Annotated in this window: 19 protein-coding genes; 12 read left to right on the top strand and 7 right to left on the bottom strand. The window is 41.5% G+C overall.

All coding sequences use genetic code 11. The features are described from left to right. Window positions 1-282: 282 nt before the first annotated feature. The 4 genes from RM544_RS06405 (at window position 283) to RM544_RS06420 (ending at window position 3,569) form a co-directional block, all read left to right on the top strand. Complete coding sequence (locus RM544_RS06405; protein WP_311360941.1) at window positions 283-1,251, top strand: sugar kinase; 969 nt, start codon at window positions 283-285, stop codon at window positions 1,249-1,251. A gap of 236 nt (window positions 1,252-1,487) precedes the next feature. Then, the gene (locus RM544_RS06410) at window positions 1,488-1,625 is read left to right on the top strand and encodes a hypothetical protein (protein WP_311360942.1); all 138 of its coding nucleotides are present in this window, start codon (window positions 1,488-1,490) and stop codon (window positions 1,623-1,625) included. A gap of 85 nt (window positions 1,626-1,710) precedes the next feature. Then, a complete protein-coding gene (locus RM544_RS06415; RefSeq protein ID WP_311360943.1) occupies window positions 1,711-2,577 on the top strand; it encodes an ATP-grasp domain-containing protein in 867 nt (288 codons plus the stop codon). Window positions 2,578-2,603: 26 nt separating this feature from the next. After that, entirely contained in the window at window positions 2,604-3,569 is a 966-nt protein-coding gene (locus tag RM544_RS06420; RefSeq protein WP_311360944.1) for a carbon-nitrogen hydrolase family protein, read from the top strand. 21 nt (window positions 3,570-3,590) lie between these two features. On the opposite strand, the gene RM544_RS06425 is transcribed toward RM544_RS06420, so the two are convergent. The 5 genes from RM544_RS06425 to RM544_RS06445 form a co-directional block, all read right to left on the bottom strand. Beyond that, a complete protein-coding gene (locus tag RM544_RS06425; RefSeq protein WP_311360945.1) occupies window positions 3,591-4,022 on the bottom strand; it encodes a response regulator in 432 nt (143 codons plus the stop codon). A 274-nt stretch (window positions 4,023-4,296) separates the two neighbouring features. Then, the gene (locus RM544_RS06430) at window positions 4,297-5,697 is read right to left on the bottom strand and encodes a DUF3300 domain-containing protein (protein WP_311360946.1); all 1,401 of its coding nucleotides are present in this window, start codon (window positions 5,695-5,697) and stop codon (window positions 4,297-4,299) included. Window positions 5,698-5,782: 85 nt separating this feature from the next. Then, a complete protein-coding gene (ribA, locus tag RM544_RS06435; RefSeq protein ID WP_311360947.1) occupies window positions 5,783-6,400 on the bottom strand; it encodes a GTP cyclohydrolase II in 618 nt (205 codons plus the stop codon). 59 nt (window positions 6,401-6,459) lie between these two features. Continuing rightward, window positions 6,460-9,414 (bottom strand): EAL domain-containing protein, encoded by a 2,955-nt coding sequence (locus RM544_RS06440; protein ID WP_311360948.1) that lies wholly within the window; start codon window positions 9,412-9,414, stop codon window positions 6,460-6,462. A 132-nt stretch (window positions 9,415-9,546) separates the two neighbouring features. Beyond that, window positions 9,547-11,064, bottom strand: a complete 1,518-nt coding sequence (locus RM544_RS06445) for a protein adenylyltransferase SelO (RefSeq protein ID WP_311360949.1) — start codon at window positions 11,062-11,064, stop codon at window positions 9,547-9,549. Window positions 11,065-11,152: 88 nt separating this feature from the next. Here RM544_RS06445 and RM544_RS06450 point away from each other — a divergent pair, with 88 nt between their 5' ends. Both RM544_RS06450 and RM544_RS06455 read left to right on the top strand, forming a co-directional pair. Then, window positions 11,153-11,485, top strand: coding sequence for a c-type cytochrome (locus RM544_RS06450; protein WP_311361347.1), 333 nt, complete (start codon window positions 11,153-11,155; stop codon window positions 11,483-11,485). 145 nt (window positions 11,486-11,630) lie between these two features. Next, window positions 11,631-12,299, top strand: a complete 669-nt coding sequence (locus RM544_RS06455; RefSeq protein ID WP_311360950.1) for a glutathione S-transferase family protein — start codon at window positions 11,631-11,633, stop codon at window positions 12,297-12,299. Here RM544_RS06455 and recQ read toward each other — a convergent pair. After that, window positions 12,296-14,128 carry a DNA helicase RecQ gene (gene recQ, locus RM544_RS06460; protein ID WP_432264475.1) on the bottom strand — a complete coding sequence of 611 codons (1,833 nt, stop codon included), beginning with the start codon at window positions 14,126-14,128 and terminating at the stop codon, window positions 12,296-12,298. The genes RM544_RS06455 and recQ overlap by 4 nt on opposite strands. A 206-nt stretch (window positions 14,129-14,334) precedes the next feature. Between recQ and RM544_RS06465 the strand changes: the two genes are divergently transcribed. The 6 genes from RM544_RS06465 (at window position 14,335) to trpS (ending at window position 20,328) form a co-directional block, all read left to right on the top strand. Then, window positions 14,335-14,571 carry a prevent-host-death protein gene (locus RM544_RS06465; RefSeq protein ID WP_311360951.1) on the top strand — a complete coding sequence of 79 codons (237 nt, stop codon included), beginning with the start codon at window positions 14,335-14,337 and terminating at the stop codon, window positions 14,569-14,571. A 54-nt stretch (window positions 14,572-14,625) separates the two neighbouring features. Further along, complete coding sequence (locus RM544_RS06470) at window positions 14,626-15,039, top strand: type II toxin-antitoxin system VapC family toxin (protein WP_311360952.1); 414 nt, start codon at window positions 14,626-14,628, stop codon at window positions 15,037-15,039. Window positions 15,040-15,102: 63 nt separating this feature from the next. Beyond that, complete coding sequence (gene rarD / locus RM544_RS06475) at window positions 15,103-16,032, top strand: EamA family transporter RarD (RefSeq protein ID WP_311360953.1); 930 nt, start codon at window positions 15,103-15,105, stop codon at window positions 16,030-16,032. A gap of 143 nt (window positions 16,033-16,175) precedes the next feature. After that, window positions 16,176-18,395: a putative bifunctional diguanylate cyclase/phosphodiesterase gene (locus tag RM544_RS06480; RefSeq protein WP_311360954.1), complete on the top strand. Its 2,220-nt coding sequence runs from the start codon at window positions 16,176-16,178 to the stop codon at window positions 18,393-18,395. Between the two features lie 85 nt (window positions 18,396-18,480). Further along, window positions 18,481-18,933 (top strand): hypothetical protein, encoded by a 453-nt coding sequence (locus RM544_RS06485; RefSeq protein ID WP_311360955.1) that lies wholly within the window; start codon window positions 18,481-18,483, stop codon window positions 18,931-18,933. Between the two features lie 372 nt (window positions 18,934-19,305). Further along, a complete protein-coding gene (gene trpS, locus RM544_RS06490; protein ID WP_311360956.1) occupies window positions 19,306-20,328 on the top strand; it encodes a tryptophan--tRNA ligase in 1,023 nt (340 codons plus the stop codon). A 96-nt stretch (window positions 20,329-20,424) separates the two neighbouring features. Here the strand turns inward: trpS and RM544_RS06495 are convergent, their stop codons facing one another. After that, window positions 20,425-20,661: a TIGR02647 family protein gene (locus RM544_RS06495; protein WP_311360957.1), complete on the bottom strand. Its 237-nt coding sequence runs from the start codon at window positions 20,659-20,661 to the stop codon at window positions 20,425-20,427. Between the last annotated feature and the right edge of the window lie 89 nt (window positions 20,662-20,750).

Raw genomic sequence — 20,750 nt, forward strand, 5'->3', positions numbered from 1 at the left:
TTGTTGCTTAATCGCACTAGTGCTAATTTCTTATTATTTGCGTTATATTAACTTAAATCCTGGTTTAAATAACCAAAAAGTTAGGATAGGACGACCGAAATCCGCACAGGATTAACATGCTTTATACTAATTTTACATAATTAGCACAACTAAAGCATACACCCATTGTTTGGTATTACAATAATTTTTGAATTGGTAATAACAAATAATTAAAAGTGGTTGACAAAAAAACGGTATGTTGATTAGATCGTGAGCCAAATAAAGCGCTATAAAGATGAAGAAATGCACTCAGAATCAGATATATTTAAACAACTTCGCGGCCCTCTAGTTTTCGCTGGCGAATGTATGCTGGAACTCGTTAACAAAGGGGCGTCTCAACTGGCGAAGTCCTATGCTGGCGACTTATATAATTCCAGTATTTATCTGAAAAGAGCTTTTCCAGAACTCAGTGTCGAGTTCATGTCTTGTATCGGTCAAGATATCTTAAGTAATGAGTTACTAGAGCGCTTATTATCTGAGGGTATTGGTGCGCATTTCTTGCCTCAGATTGCTACCCACCATTTAGGTGCTTATATGGTAGTAACTGATGAACAGGGTGAGCGTTCGTTTATCTATTGGCGAAACGACAGTGCGGCAAAAAGGCTGATGAGCTCAATGTCTGCCAATCAAACTAATGCCTTAGACAAAGTTGGACTGTTTTTCTTCTCTGGTATTAGTATTGCCATTTTGCATGATGACGAAAGAACCTTGTTTTGGGAAAAACTCTCTCAAATGAAACAAGCCGGTGTGACGATTGCCTTTGATCCAAACTACCGTCCTCAGCTTTGGAAGAGTCCTGAAGTAGCGAAAGAGAATATCGAAAAGGCATTTTCTTTGTCTGACATTCTATTGCCTGGCGTGGATGATTTTGACAAGCTTTATGGCATCACGGATGTTGAGGAATGTATTGCACTATGTCAGCAATATTCTCCGAAAGAACTGGTGATGAAACAAGGTGAGCGCACAGTGCATATCATTTCGTCTCAAGGGCGAGAAAGTGTGCCAGTTGTTGCTAACAATAATGTCGTTGATACAACATCTGCAGGCGATGCTTTTAACGGTGTTTACTTGGGTAGTCGTGTTAGCGGTCATAGTCCCACAGCGTCAGCCAATGCGGCCAGCGCAGCGGCGAGCAAAGTGATTGAAACGCCTGGCGCGATAATGCCAAAAGCATTGTTCGATGATTTTTGGCAAGCTTATCGCTTCAGCTAAATATTGCGAGACCAGCCACATGGCGTTTTCGCCGTCAAAATCAACTAAAACGTAGCGTTCTCAGTTAATTGGGTGTATTCTGACTCGAGGTTCAGGAGTAATTTCCTATCAGCAACCAAGCTAAGGGAAATTAGAACCTTGCGAGTAATGGCGAATCAATCAATTTTCGCCAGACCACGAGTGTCAGGCTTAGTCACAAGCTTGCAGTGGTAAAGCATATGTACAGGGAGAGACTCATGCATTTTAAACGCGATATTATCTTGAGCGCGATTGGCGCTTTGATCATCATGCTAGCGATTGTATTCAGCACTAACACCAATTCGGAAGGTGAAGAAAGCCTGCCTCAAGTAGAGCAATTCACCAGCGTTCAATAGCTTTAACGTACATCGTGCCAAAGCTAGATAATGTGTTTCTAATGCTAGTTCATGCAATATCGATGTATTAACTTGGAGCTAATTTATGCGCAAGCTTGCGATCCTTTCTACTGACCACCTTGAAGACTTCTTCGTTTACGATCGCATGTTAGTGGAACCTCTGAATAAACTCGGTTGGGAAGTTACAGAAATATCATGGCACACAAGCAATCATGATTGGGACCAATATGATGTCGTTGTGGTCAGAAGCACTTGGGATTACCAAGCCCACTGTGATGCTTTCCTTGATTGTCTTCGTCGTATCGATGCCTCTTCAGCGCAATTACACAATCCCCTGTCACTCATTGAGTGGAATATTTCTAAGCAATATTTAAAAGAGCTTGAAGACAAAGGTGTGCCAATTGTACCGACTTATTGGGTTGAAAAAGCCTTGGAACCAAGCGATTTTGCGCTGGCATTCGAACGATTCGCGGCAGATGAATTAGTGATAAAACCGTATGTGAGTGCCAACGCAGATTTCACTTACCGTTTAAAAAGAGAAGATATTGACGGCAGGTTCGACGCTTTGGCTAAAGAGTTCGAACATCGTGATGCAATGATCCAGCCCTTTTTAAGTAGTATTGTTGATGATGGTGAGTATTCACTCTTTTATTTTGACTCACACTATAGCCATGCCATTTGCAAACAACCAGCGGCGGGAGACTTTAGAGTTCAAGAAGAGCATGGTGGGGAGTTAAGCAGTATAAAACCCAGCGAGAAAATGTTTACCCTTGCTCAACAGACTCTGCAAGCTCTTCCATGTGATGCATTGTATGCTCGTATTGATATGGTGAACGTAGACGGGCAGCTATGCATTATCGAGGTAGAACTAATAGAGCCAAGCTTGTACTTCAATATGGATAGTAAGTCGGCTGAGTTGTTTTCCGAAATCTTTGCCAATAAATTTGCTTAACTCTGACAAACTGAAAAGGAAGTTTTATGCCTGACATTACCTCTCACAGTAAAATGAAAGTTGCCTTAGCCCAGATAGCACCGGTGTGGTTAGATAGAGATGCTACCTTGCAAAAAATTATGGCTGCGACAAGAGATGCGGCCGAGCAGGGCGCTGAACTGGTGACATTCGGTGAGTGTTTGTTGCCAGGTTATCCTTTTTGGCTAGAACTGACAAACGGTGCACAATTTAATTCTCAGAAACAAAAAGAAATTCATGCTCATTATGTATCGCAGGCGGTGAACATAGAAAGCGGACATTTAGAGCCACTTTGTGAATTAGCACAGCAACACCAAATTGCCGTGATTGTTGGTATAGCCGAACGACCAAGCGATCGCGGTGGTCATAGTTTATATGCCTCACTCGTCTATATCAGCAAAACAGGGAAGGTAGAAAATGTGCATCGGAAATTGATGCCAACTTATGAAGAGCGCCTAACGTGGTCTCCAGGAGATGGGCATGGCCTGCGCACATTCCCTCTGAACAACTTTACTCTCGGCGCTTTAAACTGTTGGGAAAACTGGATGCCATTACCTAGAGCTTCCCTGTATGCGCAAGGAGAAGACCTGCATGTGGCAATTTGGCCAGGTGGTGAACATAATACACACGACATTACTCGCTTTATCGCAAAAGAAGGTAGAAGCTATGTGATGTCTGTATCCGGTTTGATGCGTGCATCAGACTTTCCTAAAAACACGCCGTACTATGACGAAATTATCGCAAGTGCACCAGATACGCTAGCAAGTGGCGCATCTTGTATATCAGCGCCCGATGGTTCATGGGTAATAGAGCCCAAAATTGGGACTGAAGGCGTTTTTGTTGCAGAAATAGACCATCAGAAAGTGCTTCAAGAGCGACATAATTTTGATCCAGTGGGTCACTATTCAAGACCTGATGTGACTCGGTTACAAGTAAACCGTGAGCGACAAACGACCGCAGTATTTAAAGACTAGAAATGCCCTGGGTGCTATTGATTACTCTCTATTAGACAAAGCTGCTGGGTTCAAGTCGACCTTTCTCAGGAGTTTGATAATCCGATAGTCCAATTCTTTTGGTTGAAATGGTTTAGCTAAGTAGTCGCTTACACCAGCTTGAACAGCATCAAGGACCAACTTTTTTTCTGTCGCAGCGGTCAGCAATAAGAATGGGATATGTTGATGCAATTGAGACTCTCGAACGAGTTTCAACAATTGGTATCCCGTCATTTTGGGCATATCCCAATCGCATATAATGAGGTCATATCTGTTTTTATTGAGCATCTTCCAAGCTAGCTCTCCGTTGCTTGCCGTTTGGATTTTTTCTGCGCCAAGCTCGCGTAAGCAGCTTATGATTAAGCCGAGCATTGAATCCATGTCGTCAATAACAATGATGTTTATTTTTTTTAATAGGTCGATTGGATTCTTCACAGGGTCTCTTTTGATGGGGGAGAAAGGCACAAGATGATATAAAGTGTAACGGCAAATTCGACCAATTTCTTAGTCTTTTTACATCATAAACGAAGAAAAATTTTTTACCAGCGGGAAATGAAAATGCGTCTACACATTGCATCGTCAAACTAGTACCCATAGTCTGGCAAGTGTGTAGACGCTTGCGACAAACTTCTCCCATTGCTTTTCAGCATATCCGTGAGTTGTCGCAAAAACTGATTTGATTGTGGTTGGCTTTCCTTGTTTTACACCCTTATCTAATCTTTTGTACTCTGTCGTTAGAACGCTTATTCGTTTGCGATCTATTCTGACTGCGCTTTGGTTTGGAGACGTCACGGCTTCTTTGCACTTGCTTTTGTGTTGAACGCTTAATCTCCGATCTTTTCACAACTGTTTTCTTTTGAACCTTCGTGCGTTGAATGGCACTTTTTGTTTTTCTATCAACATGGACCTGCTTTTCCTGTTTAAAATTTCGATTATTCGCTTTTTGCTGCTTATCAACACGCTTCGGTTTTGCTTGGTATTGATGGTTCGTTTCTCTTTTTCTATACAGCTTTTGTCTTTCCTCGCCAGCTGAGCGCTTGGTACCTAGCTCTCGCTTGTTAGCACGAACCTGTTTGAATTCACGGTGCTTGCTGTTTATCCATTTGTTCTTATCGTGAACTCTGTGCACTTTTTTCGTGCCCGCGTATTTTTTGCGTTCAACATGTCGCGTGGCTCTTTTTACCGGACTCCAACGTTGATAACTTTTATGCTTAACACGCTTGTATCGAGTGTCAACGTAACGATAGTGTCTAGCGCCTCTATATGACCAATCGCGATTGATTGACACGTGGCGGTTGCTCCAGTGTATGCCACCAAATAATAAACGATGACCTATATATGCTGCTGGTGAAAAATAGACATGGCGGTGACGATAGTGGCGAGCATAGTACGGGCGTGTCCAACGATACGACGTGCTGACATGCCAACTAGGTCCGTAGATTACCGCGGTATCATAGTAAGGTACGTAAACCACTTCTTGGCGACGTGGCTCTATTACAATGACACGTTGATTTTGTGCTCGCTCAACAACGACTTCTACCTGATCGTCATTCTGCAAATTACCTTGGTCGTATGCTAATTCTCTTAAGGCCTGCACTCTTTGAAGCACCAGTTCTTGGTCATTTTCAAATGCTTCACCCAAATCACTTAACCAACCCAAGTCATCACTCATGTTATTTAAAATGTCTGGAAAAGCAGTCAGCGCGATAACCGAGGCATCCCAACCGTAATCTAAAGCGTCCTCTTGAATCGCTTCAATAAGGTCCTTGTTCAGTCCATTTTCCTGATAATCATCAATATCAAACTTAGGGTGTTGCTGAATGAAGCGCGCAGCTTCAATGACTTCAAGGGGATATGTTGAAGCAATAAAAATATGGGTAAGCAAACTATCGGGATATAACGCGATAGGAGCTAGCGCAGCGTCAATACGATCATATTCGTTTTGACTTTGTTTGTAGCCATAGACTTTGTCTGATTGTAGAGGCTTGGCTTGTGCGTAATGCATGCCTATCGTAAGTGATAGGGTCAACAAGGCAGTGTAACCAATTGTTTTAATGGTTGTTGCGGAAAGCTTTGCTTTGCGCTTCATTGTTGATTGATTGGTTTTCATAAAAGTATCCTCCTGCTTGGATACCCCTATTTATATAACAAGTAAACTTAACTGAAACTGAACAGAAACTAAGCGGTCGATTTATTTAACCGAGCTTATCTTTATTGAAGGTGTGGCCTAACTTTTCAGTTTTCGTCTTGAGATAGTTTCTATTTGCATCAGTCACCCCATGATCTATGGGAGTGCGTCGAACAACATCGATTCCCATTTCGCGCAATGCATTGAGCTTTTTAGGGTTGTTAGTCATGATTTCAACGTGTTTGACTTTCAGAGTATCCAGCATAGTTTTGCAAATACTGTAGTCTCTTAAGTCAGCATCGAAGCCCAAATGCTCATTGGCCTCAACGGTGTCGTAGCCTTGATCTTGTAAACTGTACGCTTTGATTTTGTTAAGTAGTCCAATGCCACGCCCTTCTTGGCGAAGGTAAAGTAAAACACCAGAACCATTTTCGACAATATTTTGTAAGGCTTTTTCCAACTGAAATCCGCAATCGCACTTTGTACTAAATAAAGCATCACCCGTTAAACATTCAGAATGAATGCGAATAGGTACAACATCACTTTCTTCCCATTTGCCGTAAGATAGCGCGACATGTTCTTGGTTGTTTGATTTATCAATAAAGCCATGAATAGTAAAAAGACCAAAACGAGTTGGTAATGCGGCTTCACTAACAAATTCAAAGGAACGGTATGGATTACTCATAAAACTGGCTTATTGACCTCAAGGTGTTCGATATGTGGGGATAAAACTTAGTTTTACAATCACTCCGATCGTAAAACGCGCTCATTATACGATACAAATGCACTTAATGGGTCAGGTTTAGCGACACAATATCCTTGTGCATAGTCAACGCCCATTTTTCCTAGTTGCACCATGATGTCTTCCGACTCCACAAATTCAGCAACCGTTTTTATCGACATCGCTTCTGCCACATCTTTGATTGAGGTGACCATGGCAAGGTCGATAGGGTCTGTGAGTATATCGCGCACAAAGTTACCGTCTATTTTTACAAAGTCGACAGGCAAGTTTTTTAAATATCCGTAACTCGAAAAGCCGCTACCGAAATCGTCTAAAGCAAAGGTACAGCCAAGCTTTTTGAACTGTTTGATGAACGCAATAGCATCGTTCATTTTGATAATTGCCATCGTCTCCGTAATTTCAAAACAAATCTTTTCGTAAGGAATATGGTACTTTTCAAAGGCGTTCAAAAGGAAAAATTGAAAGTCTTCATCAGAAAGTGATGGACCGGTAATATTAATATTACATTTACCTAGGGAATCAATGACCTCCGATTGCGAACTTAACCAACTGAAGTAGTTTTCAACGACCCATTTATCGATTTTATTACTTAGGTTGTAGCGCTCAGCGGCAGGCATAAAGAATTCAGGTAACATAAGCTCACCATCTTGCATTTTTAAGCGCACCAGAATTTCATAGTAATCTGCGTCATCAGCTTTATTGAGCGGGCGGTAGTGCTGGTAATAAAGCTCAAAGCTGTCTTCATTCAGTGCACGGTTGACTTCGCCCACCCAATACAACTCGCGTTCATAACTATTATTCGTTCCCATATCCTTGGAGAAAACGTGTACTTTATCTCTACCATTTTCTTTTGCGACGATGCAAGCGGTGTCGGCGAAGCTCAACAACTCCTCAGCACTGATAACATTCGATTCGTGTTTTGCAATACCAATACTGACGCTTTGCGTGAATAGGTGGCGATCCCACTTGAAGCTGAAACTTCTTACCTGAGTAAGTATTCGTTGGGTAGTTAATTCAATGTCTTTTTCATCGTCATAGTGAATCAGCAATCCAAACTCGTCAGCACTTAAGCGTGCGAAAATATCATTTGGCTGAACAATTTCAAATAGCACATGTGCGAGCTCTTTAATGAATACATCACCTGCGGTGTGGCCACAGGTATCGTTAATAAGTTTAAATTGGTCGACATCGATATAAAACAAAGCACAGTTGTTGTCATCTACATTGGTTTGAGTGATTCGCTCTTCCAGTAACTGCAAGAAGTGTCGACGATTATGTAAGCCAGTCAATTGGTCATGTGTATTCAAATACTGCATGTTGACTTGGTTGATTCGGCGTTCAGTGATATCGAATAAACTACCAAAGTGTTTCGCTTCAGATGTGGTTTTTGATAATTGACTAGAAATAGAAAACCAGAATTCACCGCCATTCAAACGCTTCCCTCTGAATTCTTTGCCTAACACGGTTTGATGAGACGATAGCTCGCCAAGTAACATGTCAGCTTCGATAGGGTCGGCGAAAAAGTCATGAATATTAGTAAACGATTTTAAGCATTCCTCTGGGCTTGAGAAGCCAAACAAGAAGGCCAAGGCCGGATTCACTTGTAATAAGACACCCTTGTCAGTTGCTGAATAAAGCCCTTCTGCGGTGTTTTCGAATAGATTCTTGTACTTACCCAAGTCGTCTATTGTCGATAATTGATTGGCCTCGATACGGTGAGTGTATGAGTGTTCACGGCTTATGATCGCGACTCCGATTAACATAATGCCAAAGCAGGTAAAGGCAAAAGGGAGTGCGGCGGAATAGCTTAAGTGGCTTGCTCCCTGCGTGAAGGATAATACTTCCAGAGCTGCAACCGCAGCGAGTGCCAGCCAACCACAGAAATAAATAACAGTGCTGCGCAAATCAATTTTTGAACGATAGATTAAGGTAGCGAAAAGCTTGCTGCACAAGAAGGTCGCGATAACACCAAGTATCGAAATCAGTTGCCAAAAATCGTTGTAAAGAAACAGTGTTACAACAGGCACAATTAACAAAATGTAATGCGCCCTAAGCCATAGTGGCGACACTGGCGCAAAAATATCTCGGCCTATCTTAATAGCGGCAAATAAACTAATCGTTAAGCTGAAGGCCGTAATTTCCGCTGCGAATGCAGGTAAATTAAACAGGCTAGGTAGCATCCCTTCAGCGCTTAACAAGGTTGTCATTGAAGCAACCGCAAAAATGGAAAACCAGAATCTCGCCGGGGCATTACGCAACATATACGTAATTAAAAAATAAGTCGCTAGCAAGGATAAACCGCCGCTGAGGGCACCTAATAAAATAAGTCTAATACTGCTTTGTTGCTGAAAACTCTTTTCTTGCCATAACTCTACTGGGAGCATAGCTGGACCATCATCATCAACTCGTAAATAAACACTTAATAGTTGGTCAGGGCGCACTGTTATCGCCATCTTAAAACCATGCAGTCCACTCGCATTGGCGCTTCGGTTCATATGATTGCGCTGAATGGATTGAATAATTCGGCCTTGTTCGTCGAGAAGAAAACCATCGACCCTATCAATGAAGGTGTTTCCCGCAATCAACATTAGGGACTCGTTGAGGTTACTGCTGTTTTGAATCTGAAAGCGTAACCACAACACCTTGTCATCGGGTATCGGATAAACAGAATAATCTCTATGCCATTTGGTTAACTGTGCGACATCAGACAGGAGTAAGCCTTGGCTAGTGTAATGAAGGTCGGCAATAACTTGAAGGTTGAGTGAGCGAGATATATCGCTGGCTTCAACGATACTAATGGGCTTGGTATCGGTTAGCAGATCACTTGCGACAGCATCTTGCGCGACCACATTTTGTGAGCCTACGCACAGCGCAACAAATTGAATGAAGGCCAAACATACAAATACACGGAAGTTGTTAAGCGACACAAAGTGTGAAAACCAAACTTTCAAGTCCATCTTGTCCCATTAGTTCCTAGAGTCCTCAGTGTAGCCAATTTTTAACCACACTGTGAAGTTTTTGTTGTTTAATTATCGATACAAATCCCTGAATTTTATAACGAAAGCTTTTTTGGACTTGATTAAGCTACCTTAACTACTGCAAGAAAGCGCTATCCCTTTATCTTGCGTAGCGGGCGGTTTCGAAAAACGCTCATAATCGGGGTGTTCTTCAAAAGGGCTCGTTAACACTGTCAAAAAAGCCTCGCAAAGAGAAAAGTCATCGTCTTCAGCGGCGGCAATTGCTTCCTGTGCTAAATGATTTCTTAAGACATATTTGGGGTTCACGCCCAGCATATCTTCTTGTATTTTTTCCCAACTTTTTTGATTTAAATCCAACAGGGCTTGTTGTATTTCTTGATAGTTAACACACCAACTTCTAACGCGATCAGCCTGAATGAAATTATCTGATAGTGCATTGTAATTATTATCTCTTATAGAAAGTAAGTGTTTACTCAAAGTTCTAAAAGCGACATGCATGTCGGCTTTTTCAGTTTGTAATATCTGCATCCACTCACCGATTAATACATCAATTTCATGACTGAGTTTTTGTTCATCACTTTGATACATTTTATCTGGTGTTTCTGCTTGCATGCTTAGACCCAGGCGCTGGCGAATGAGCGCTTGGTAATCATTGACCAAAGTATCCTCATAAGTCATCAAAATGGCTTTAATTTCTTTAATATCTAAGTAGGGACTGAATGCATGAGCCAAAGCGTTCAAATTCCAAAGTCCAATACTCGGTTGTTGGTCAAAAGCATATCGACCGCTGTGATCGGAACGATTGCACACATAGTTCGGGATAAAATCATCTAAAAAAGCGTAGGGGCCAAAATCGAAGGTGATGCCATGAATGGACATGTTATCTGTATTCATCACCCCATGATTAAAGCCATATGCTTGCCACTTTGCAATCATCGCTGCCGTTGAACTCACGATTTCCTGCAACATTGCTGCATGAGGTGATTGCTCTGGATGAGCGGCAATGGTGTCTGCAAAATGATGTTCAAATGCAAAGCTGAATAAATTTTGTAGTTGCTCGTGCTGGTCGGTATGAAAGTAGTATTCGAAATGACCAAAACGTAAGTGACTCTCGCATACTCTTATCATCATCGCACCGCGTTCTAGCGTTTCACGAATGACTGGCTCATCACTCCTAATTAAACATAAAGAGCGTGAGCTTGGGATACCTAGAGCATGAAGTGCTTCGCCCGCCAAATACTCTCTAATAGTGGAGCGTAAAACGGCTCTACCGTCGGCATGGCGACTATATGGGGTTGGGCCTGCACCTTTAAGGTGTAAATCGAAAAATTGCCCAGACTGGGCTTTGACTTCACCCAATAATAAGCCTCGACCATCACCTAATTGAGGGTTCCATTGACCAAATTGGTGGCCTCCATATTTTTGAGCAACGCTATGGGCCTGTAATTCACCATCATCGCCAAAAAGAGAAGGTAGTAGCTTTGCTGTGCTGAGCTCATCAACGGGAATATCTAGCGCTTCTGCCAGTTTGTTGTTCACCAGCGCGACGCGCGCTCTAAGGATAGGGAAGGGGACCACGGGGGTACAAATGTCTGCTAGTTCTTCAGCGTATTTATGAAAGAGTTGCATGCTATCTCGTTTGAATTACTATGGCTTAAATATACGCTAATTTTGTGAAAAGGACTCAATAATGATGCAAATAAAAAAACCAAGTGCCATGCAGTTTCTGTCGAGACCATTTTCAGTCTTGTGCCTGTTACTGTGTACTAGTTTGAGCGCTTGTGCTGAACAACCTTTGGTTGGTGATATCGAGCGAGGAGAGAAAATATCCGGTGTATGTGGCATGTGTCATGGCGACAATGGGATTTCAAATGTACCAATTTATCCAAATCTAGCAGGACAGAAAGAGCAATATTTGGTTTTGCAATTAAAAGCCTTTCGAGACGGTGAACGTGTCAATATGGCGATGACGTCACATGCCCAAAAGCTCAGTGATCAAGATATTGCTGATTTATCAGCTTATTATGCGCAACTTGACCCTCGTCCATAGGGAATACCGTCGTTGCAAAATTAATTTAAATCTAAAAGCTAGAGAGGTGAGTATCTATGATTACAGCAACCTCTTTTAAATAATTTTAGTGTAGGCTCAGTTAACGCATGTTTATTGCGCCCAGCCAATCACTCAAGGACGTTATATGTTTACATTACATCATTTGAATAATTCACGATCTCAACGCATTGTTTGGATGTTGGAAGCCCTTAATGCTGACTATGAAATTAAGGTATACAAACGCGACGCTGCTACCAATTTAGCGCCACCCGAATTGAAACAGATCCATCCCTTAGGCCGAGCGCCGGTGCTAACTCATGGTGATAAAGTCATTGCGGAATCGGGTGCTATTTGTGATTACATTGCTCACCAATTCCCTGAGTCAGCAATGTTGCCATCGCCTGAATCAGACGAGCACAACCAAGTACAGTTTTGGTCTCACTTCTCTGAAGGGACATTCATGGCTCCCCTAGTCACCAGTATGGTGCTAGAGAAGGCCAGAGCAAAAGCAAAACCATTTTTTGTGAAATTTATTGCCGACAAAATTATAGACGGTGTGATGGATGCCTATTTTGGAAAGAACATCGAGGGCAATCTGCTATTTGTTGAGAAGCACCTTAGCGATAAGACTTGGTTTGTAGGTGATGCCCCCAGCATTGCGGATATACAAATGAGTTTTGGTCTTGAAGCACTATTCGATGCAGGAAAATTAAAGCCTTTTAAAAACATGACGGCATACGTCTTGCGTTTGCGTCAAATAGAAAGTCACAAAATAGCAATGCAAAAAATGCGTGACGCAGAGGCGGCTAGTTAACGCGTTGCCAAGTAATCTTCTATTAAACTGATGAACGCTTTACCATAGCGTTCTAGTTTACGTTGGCCCACACCATTCACACCAATAAATTCAGTTTCATTGACCGGCGTTTTGTCGGTCATGTCGGCTAATGTGGCGTCACTGAATATCACAAAAGCAGGCACATTATCTTCCTCAGCAATTTGCTTCCGTAAATGCTTCAACTTGGCAAACAATTGACGATCGATGTTTACCGGCTCTGCCTTATTTCGTTTGCTTGTGTCGATACTGAGCTTTGGAACAGCTAGTTGTATGGTGCGGTCGCCCTTTAATACAGCTCGTGCTGATTCATTTAAACGCAAAATACCCGACATAGTCATGTCTATGCGCAACAAACCTTGATGAATTAGTTGTTGGATGAGGTTATGCCAATACGTATCTGATTGCTCTTTACCCAAACCATAGGTACTGAGTTCGTTGTGTTGATTATCTAAAATACGTCGAATGCTTTTGCCACGAAAAACATCAATTAAATATTGCACAGAAGTGTCTTGCTTCAAGCGCAATACACAAGAAAGAAGCTGCTGGGCTTGAGTTGTTCCGTCGAACATTTTGGGCGGATCTAAACAGATGTCACAGTTTCCACACTGCTCTTCACGGTAATCAGAGAAGTAATTTAATAGTACTTGCCTGCGACAAGTTTGCGCTTCTGCAAATGATTCCATCGCTTCAAACTTCTGCATTTCAATATCAAAGCGATCAGCAGATGTACCCGTGGATATCCACTGCTTGATTCTTGCAGCGTCACGTTCATCAAATAGTAATAATGCTTCTGCAGGCATACCATCACGACCTGCACGGCCAGTTTCTTGATAGTAAGATTCAACACTGCGAGGAACATCATGATGCACAACAAAGCGGACATTTGATTTATTGATACCCATGCCGAATGCAACGGTCGCGACGACTACTTGCAAATCATCTTTTAAGAACTGTGTTTGTACAAACTCTCGCGTGCCAGTATCCAAACCCGCATGATAGGCGTCACACTTAATACCTGCGCTTTGCAATCGGACTGTGAGATCGTCGACCTTTGCTCTACTGTTGCAGTACACGATGCCTGCGGCCCCATCTTGCTGCTTGACGAAGGTGACGACTTGGTCGAAGCCCTTATATTTGGCTAGTAAGTTATAGCGAATGTTCGGGCGGTCGAAGCCACCTTTATATACCAAGGGGTCAACCAAGCCGAGTTGGTGCTGAATATCAACTTGTGTCGCGTGGTCAGCCGTTGCTGTCAGTGCAATAAATGGAGTGTCGATAAAAACACTTTTGAGTCGCCCAAGATTTCGATAGTCTTGACGGAAATCATGCCCCCAGTGTGAAACACAGTGTGCTTCATCTATGGCAATAAGGCTCACCTTAACCTTAGCTAGGGAGTTAAGAAAGTAAGATTGTAATAAACGCTCTGGCGCTACATACAATAAATCTAGCTCACCCTCATGCAATGCATCATTCACTTTTTGTGCTTCTTCGGGGTCTTGTGAAGAATTCAGATAAGCGGCTTTAACGCCTTGAGTGCTTAATTGTTGCACTTGATCCTGCATCAGCGAAATAAGGGGGGAGACGACAAGGGTCAATCCATCCATTGCCAATGCCGGCACTTGATAACATAATGATTTTCCACCGCCAGTGGGTAGCAGAATAAGTGCATCTTGCCCTGAGATCACCGCTTCTATGACTTCGAGTTGCCCCGGACGGAATTCCGGATAACCGAAGGTATCTTTGAGTATCTTTCCGCACAAGATTTTAGTGTCAGCTGATTCGACGACAACTTCATCATGCGTGCTGATTTCTGTGCTGGTTTCAAAAGCTAGGGGCAAGGGACATCTCAATAAAAGGAATTGGGTGGATCTTACGTGTTTTCAACACAAAATTCATGCTGTACTCGAGCCCATTTTCTTAAAATTAGCGTAAACAAGATTTTGCACCTATCATTTTACTGTAGTAATGTAGTTACAACGTTCAAATATTAAACGATCGGAGTGAATAAAACACTATGAGCAGCGATACCTTTACCAGTAGACAATTCAACCAAGACCCCAGTTCTGTCAAACGTGCCGCAAAAAATGGTCCAGTTAAAATAACCGAGCGCGGTGTTGTGGCCTTTATGATGATGAATATTGATGACTACCTAGAGATAACGGGTAAAACCAGCACTATCTTAGATTTAGTCAGTGCGCCCAATACTCAAGATATTCAATTGGACGTGCCTAAGTTTAAAACTTCGAATTGAATCGCTCGTCTGAATTAACTGTTAACCTCAATGTAAGACCAAGGGAGTTTTTGCATGTTTTTACTCGATACAAACGTAGTATCAGCGCTTCGCAACCCAAGTGATGAAGATGCTAAGTTAGTAAAGTGGGCTACTAGCCAGCAAGTATTTAACCTTTATATTTCGTCGCTTTCAATACTAGAATTGAAGTTGGCAATACTAGAAAAAAGAAAAACAGATGCCTCACAGGGTGAAGCGTTAAATCAGTGGCTTCAAACGAAAGTTTTAAACGGTTTTAAAGGTCGTATTGTTGCTTTTGATGCCGAAATGGCTGAGTATTGCGCCGCCTTGCATGTACCTAACCCAAAATCAGAGCGAGATGCTATGATTGCGGCAACATGTTTGGTGAACAACATGACTTTGGTCACAAAGTCACCGGCAGATTTTAAACACATTAAAATCCAAACTATCAATCCCTGGGAAGTATAGCCCTGCGCATAGCAAGTATCGATTGCTGCTAGCTTGGATTGAATTCAACATGAAGAGTTAGTCTTGAATCAGCCCGCTACTACATCAGCCAAGTCCGGCGTAATATTTGCCCTTTGTGCCTACACAATGTGGGGCATTGCGCCTATCTATTTTAAAGCATTGCACATGGTACCACCGATGGAAATTCTCATGCATCGAGTGATATGGTCTGCAGTGGTCTTAGTATTGTTGATCGTTGGTTTACGCCATATTAAAAAAGTCATTGCTGCCGTTAGTAATCGTCGAGTGTTATTGACGCTGATGGCCGCCAGCTTACTGTTGGCGTGCAATTGGTTTTTATTCATCTGGGCAGTGAACAATAATTTCATGTTGGAAGCGAGTTTAGGATATTACATCAATCCCTTAATTAACGTGTTTCTTGGGCGTCTGTTTCTTGGTGAACGTTTACGTTTAACTCAAAAAATTGCAGTAGGCATAGCGATCAGTGGAGTGGCGATCATGATATTCAATTTTGGCTATTTGCCATGGATAGCCTTAACCTTGGCCTGTAGCTTCAGTATTTATGGACTAATGCGCAAGCAGGTGGCTGTGGATTCCTTGCCTGGCTTGTTTATTGAAACCATCTTTATTTTACCTGCAGCCCTTATATACTGGGCATTTTTCGTCACTCAGTCGGGAGACTTTACTCAAAATTCGAGCCAACTCAATATTCTCTTGTTGTGTGCCGGTATTGTTTCAACCGCTCCATTATTGTGCTTCACCGCAGCGGCTCGCCGAATACGCTACTCTACACTGGGCTTCTTTCAGTACATCGGCCCTTCATTGATGTTTATCTTGGCAGTTGTGATTTACAACGAACCACTTAGCACTGGCCGTTTGGTAACCTTTGGATTCGTGTGGACAGCATTAGCCGTATTTACTTACGATTCAGTTAAGCATTACCGTAGAGAGAAGAAGGAAAAAAAGCTAGCTGCACTCAGGCCGGAGGCTTAAGTTTTTCTGCGACTAATAGCGGGCGTTGAGTCGATTCAATGTAAGCGATTTATTGAATCTATTTTGGTGACGCTTCGTACACACTTTACCTATATATTTTTACAGTGCTAAACTCTGCGGCATGCAATGAAAGCAAGGATAAGATGATTAAAGATGTGAAAACAGAAGCAAAAATACAGTTATTTTTTGCTGAATGCCAAACTTTACTTCTAGACGCGATCATGACCAAACAACTGTCATCCTTTTTTGAATTGGTCGTTAAAAAAATCAAATCTGAAGTTGGTGCAAATGAAGCTGAATGTGCAGTCTATTTGCATGAATTTAATGCTTTTCATGCTCTCAGTCAAACATCTAAAAATCAATTTGAACTGCATGCTGAGAATAGCGATTCCCTCAAATTTAAAACAAACTCAACAGTAAGTAAACTTATCTCGGAAGGTTTAATTGCTCCTTCAAACCCTACACATAAACCCTCTGAAAAGTATGTTTACCGATTGAGGATTGCAAACGATGCTGGCGCACTTATCGGCGAATTGGTTTTGTTTGTCCCTCCTGAAGTTAGATTAGATAACCGACAGTTAAAACTAATTGCCTCAGTAGAGCCGATTCTTGCAAAAGCTTTTCATGCTTACGAACAAGCAAATATTGTTGATTCTAAAATACAAACCTTAGAGCGAGATAACGAAAAGTTTAGAGCCTTTATCAAAGTGATGCCTGATCTCGCTCTAATTATCAGTAAAGAAGGGGTTTATGAGGACGTTTATGGATCCCCAAATAATCTACTTTATATTTCAGCAACCGCTCTGGTTCATAAGAATGTAAGAGATGTCTTTCCTCCTGATGCTGCTCAGAGAATTATGAATGTTATTTCGAGAGCTTTGCAAACAAATAGTATTCAAGAATACGAATACCCTTTGGAAGAGGAAAATAGAATTGCTATTTTTGAGGCGAGAGTGACTCCAGTTAAATACCACCCGGGAGAGAATGAAATTCCATCCCACGTCTTATGGATGGCTAGAGATGTTACTGATGAAAAGAAAAACCAAGACCGCATCACAGAGCTGGCTTATTTTGATCATTTGACCAACCTGCCTAACAGAAGAATGTTTAACGAACGGTTAGAGTTAGCGGTAAAAACTAAAAAGGCATCGCATGAGTTTGGAGCTATTTTATTTTTAGACCTGGATAACTTTAAGCGTGTAAACGATTCTTTAGGTCATTTGGCTGGTGATGAGCTCCTAACCAAGGTGGCTAAAAGGCTCAAGAAATCTCTCAGAAAAACTGATGTCTTGGCGAGAATTGGCGGTGATGAGTTTGTTATCTTAGTCGAAAATGTTGGGCATACCATTGAACAGTCTCAAAGCGAAGTGGCAGTTGTAGCGAAAAAAGTACAAGCTGCTTTTTTTGACAAATTTATTATCGGTGACTTCTCACTAAAAATATCAAGTAGTATTGGTATTTGTTTTATAGACGATCATTCAGACGCTCAAAGTATTATGAAATTTGCTGACACTGCGATGTACAGTGCAAAGCGAAAGGGTGGCGATTTATTCAGTTTTTATGATGCAGAAAATCAAACATTGTTAGAGCGTCAATTAACCTTTGAATCAGAGATTGTCAGTGCGATTGAAAACAATCAATTTTGTGCATTTTTCCAGGCGCAAGTTGATGCTGATGGCAAGTTATGTGGTGCTGAAGCATTAATTAGATGGAACCATCCGGAAAGAGGTTTGGTGCCACCGAATGAATTTATTTCAGTCGCAGAACAGTTTGGCTTGATCCAAAAACTTCAGGACATTGTGCTTGAAGATATGTGCAAACTCATCAATCTTCTGGAGAAAAAGCAAGCTTTAACCGAGGGCTTCAGGTTATCTATAAATATCAGTCATTCGCAGTTTAGGTCACTTAACTTCGAGCAAATGTTGTGCGACATTCTGAAAAAACACAAGGTTTCTGCTAGCAAAATCATACTAGAGATAACGGAAAGTATGCTGGCACTTGATATTGAACAGACAATTAATCAAATGTCAGCTATTGCCCGTTTAGGTTTTAAGTTTTCTATTGACGATTTTGGTACTGGATATTCCAGTCTGTCAAATTTGCATTTATACCCTGTAGAAGAATTGAAAATTGATAAATCTTTCATTGATCGGATAACTGATGAGGGCGGTTTGAGCATTGTAGAAACTATCATTAGTTTAGCGAAGAATTTGAATATGAATATCGTTGCAGAGGGAGTAGAAAATCAAGAGCAAATAGCATTGCTGAAAGCGCGCGATTTGAATGTCATGCAGGGATATTATTTTTCTAAGCCATTGCCTATGGAAGACTACATAGAGTGGCATTGTGCCCATACAAAATAAACGGTAGAGTGGTTCATCCAACATTAACGAATGTAATAACCTCTATTATTCATAAACATGAGTTTTAATTTAAGCATGAATTAACATGAAAAGCTCGACACTATTATTAATAACAGCATTTATCATAACTGGTTTGTCAGCTTGCTCTAGCACTACTCGCCAAAATTCTTCAAACAAAAGCGCAACGGTAAAAGAAACTAAAGTGGCTGTTTTCACTAGCACTTCTTCTGAGCCAGTTGCGAAAGTTGGCGATACCTTCACATCAGAAAATATCATCTATACTGTGCAAGATGAGAACTCATTACTTACATTAGAATGCTCAGCCAGTGAGAAGGCCTCAACACCCGGTTTTGTTGTTGCGCTTTTTTGCAATAATTTCGCTAAAAGCACACTCATTGAAAAACAAAAAGAAGGGTATCTATTCAAAGATGAGAACACCGATAAACCTTTCGGTAACGCAAGCGATGTTATACAGTCACTACCAGATGCAAAAGCGAGCAATGTTAAGCTTGTTAAAACTTTTCCTTATAAAAAGTAGAACAATTACTTTCTAACACTTGTCTCAGAAATCGGCCTCGCTGATATATTTTTGAATATGGCGAAACACATTCTAGGACCAGTGCAGCTCTTGAGTTTTATTATGTGGAGCATATTTATTGCTTTGTCTAACATCACTGTTTTTACGTACGTTTTTCTATTGGTAATCCACTGTTGGGAGTTGATTTTCGAAAGAATTATCGTTAACCTACCTGCATGACATACATTCCAACGTCCACATCATTCTACTTCTGGTGGCGCTCTTTTTAGAGCGGCGCTGAATTCTTACATTCTTAAGCTGCTGGAAGGTAGCTAAGACTGTAATTTCTTTTATATCTCCAGTAGCGATCTATTTAAACTAGGAGATATACATATGAACACAAAACAAAATGCTGAAAAACCAGAAATTATTCTGACCGGAGACAGAGCAACAGGTCCCTTACATCTCGGTCATTATGTCGGCTCTTTAAAGCAACGTGTAACTTTACAGTCAATTCACGAGCAAACGATTCTCGTCGCTGATATGCAAGGTCTTACTGACAATGCCCACAATCCGAAAAAAGTATCATCCAACATTTTAAATATCGTTGCTGATTATCTCGCTGTTGGTATCGACCCTTCCAAAACAACTATTTGCCTTCAATCACAACTTCCCGCCCTTGCTGAGTTGACGATGTACTACAATAACCTTGTCACCATCAGTCGGTTAGAGCGAAATCCGACTGTTAAAAGTGAAATCCAAAACAAAGGGTTTGAACGGTCTATCCCAGCTGGTTTTCTAACATACCCCATATCGCAAGCTGCCGATATAACAGGGTTCAAGGCATCTTTAGTGCCAGTCGGAGATGACCAGTTACCCATGCTTGAACAAACTAATGAGATAGTGAGAAAGGTTAATTCACTAGCAGGACGTACGGTCCTGAGTGAATGCAGACCTTTACTAAGCAATGCGTCGCGGCTTCCTAGTACAGATGGAAAAAATAAGATGTCTAAGTCGATGGGCAATGCAATTAACCTTGGGGCCACTGAAAAAGAAATCTCCGTAGCTGTAAAGTCCATGTATACCGACCCTAATCATCTAATGGTTGAAGATCCCGGTAAAGTCGAAGGAAATATCGTTTTTACCTATCTCGATGCCTTTCATCCTGATGAGGCCTATATAAACCAATTAAAAGAGCACTATCGTCGTGGAGGTCTAGGTGACGGTACAACGAAAAAAATACTGGAGGAGTGTTTGCAAGACATGCTTCGACCTATAAGAGAAAGAAGAGGCGAGTTTTTAAATGATAAGGCTCAACTGGTAGATATTTTAGTCAAGGGAAGTCAAATCTCGAGAGAAAAAACAGCGGAAGTGCTTTTTAATGTTAAAGATATTTTTGGATTGAATATTTTCTGAGTAACTTGTTTTCATCAGCCAGCTTCCAAAGGTTCATTACCTCAACCTTGTGAAGCTGTTTCTGTAAACGTGATAAGTATAATTAATGTTTCCGTATTAGTTAGAATTTAGCGCAGATTGCACTACCTGTGCGTGTTCAGCCAAATCATGACCGAGGTCAGTCAGATAACCACCATCAGGCTGAGTAACAATCCCTTTATCAAATAAACGTTGAGCTGCATTAATCATAGCTGGATCAGCATCCTTATGGATTTTCAAACCTTGCATTAAACTTTTGTTTGGGAATTTAAGGATGAGGTTTAACTCTTCGGTTAATTCTGTAGTAAATGGCATTCGTCCCTCTCTTCTTTGTTGTTGCAGTCGTGTGTAGAGTCGATGTGTCTTGCTTGTTCATATTTCGCTAATTTACAGCGCTAGTCAAC

Origin of the sequence: Brumicola blandensis (assembly GCF_031846165.1) — a bacterium.
GTDB lineage: Bacteria > Pseudomonadota > Gammaproteobacteria > Enterobacterales > Alteromonadaceae > Glaciecola > Glaciecola blandensis.

What these genes read in the sequence shown, in the direction of transcription:
- RM544_RS06405 (WP_311360941.1), top strand. Translation starts at nt 283, where the DNA reads ATGCACTCAGAATCAGATATATTTAAACAACTTCGCGGCCCTCTAGTT.
- RM544_RS06410 (WP_311360942.1), top strand. Translation starts at nt 1,488, where the DNA reads ATGCATTTTAAACGCGATATTATCTTGAGCGCGATTGGCGCTTTGATC.
- RM544_RS06415 (WP_311360943.1), top strand. Translation starts at nt 1,711, where the DNA reads ATGCGCAAGCTTGCGATCCTTTCTACTGACCACCTTGAAGACTTCTTC.
- RM544_RS06420 (WP_311360944.1), top strand. Translation starts at nt 2,604, where the DNA reads ATGCCTGACATTACCTCTCACAGTAAAATGAAAGTTGCCTTAGCCCAG.
- RM544_RS06430 (WP_311360946.1), bottom strand. Translation starts at nt 5,697, where the DNA reads ATGAAAACCAATCAATCAACAATGAAGCGCAAAGCAAAGCTTTCCGCA.
- ribA (WP_311360947.1), bottom strand. Translation starts at nt 6,400, where the DNA reads ATGAGTAATCCATACCGTTCCTTTGAATTTGTTAGTGAAGCCGCATTA.
- RM544_RS06440 (WP_311360948.1), bottom strand. Translation starts at nt 9,414, where the DNA reads ATGGACTTGAAAGTTTGGTTTTCACACTTTGTGTCGCTTAACAACTTC.
- RM544_RS06445 (WP_311360949.1), bottom strand. Translation starts at nt 11,064, where the DNA reads ATGCAACTCTTTCATAAATACGCTGAAGAACTAGCAGACATTTGTACC.
- RM544_RS06450 (WP_311361347.1), top strand. Translation starts at nt 11,153, where the DNA reads ATGCAGTTTCTGTCGAGACCATTTTCAGTCTTGTGCCTGTTACTGTGT.
- RM544_RS06455 (WP_311360950.1), top strand. Translation starts at nt 11,631, where the DNA reads ATGTTTACATTACATCATTTGAATAATTCACGATCTCAACGCATTGTT.
- RM544_RS06465 (WP_311360951.1), top strand. Translation starts at nt 14,335, where the DNA reads ATGAGCAGCGATACCTTTACCAGTAGACAATTCAACCAAGACCCCAGT.
- RM544_RS06470 (WP_311360952.1), top strand. Translation starts at nt 14,626, where the DNA reads ATGTTTTTACTCGATACAAACGTAGTATCAGCGCTTCGCAACCCAAGT.
- RM544_RS06480 (WP_311360954.1), top strand. Translation starts at nt 16,176, where the DNA reads ATGATTAAAGATGTGAAAACAGAAGCAAAAATACAGTTATTTTTTGCT.
- RM544_RS06485 (WP_311360955.1), top strand. Translation starts at nt 18,481, where the DNA reads ATGAAAAGCTCGACACTATTATTAATAACAGCATTTATCATAACTGGT.
- trpS (WP_311360956.1), top strand. Translation starts at nt 19,306, where the DNA reads ATGAACACAAAACAAAATGCTGAAAAACCAGAAATTATTCTGACCGGA.
- RM544_RS06495 (WP_311360957.1), bottom strand. Translation starts at nt 20,661, where the DNA reads ATGCCATTTACTACAGAATTAACCGAAGAGTTAAACCTCATCCTTAAA.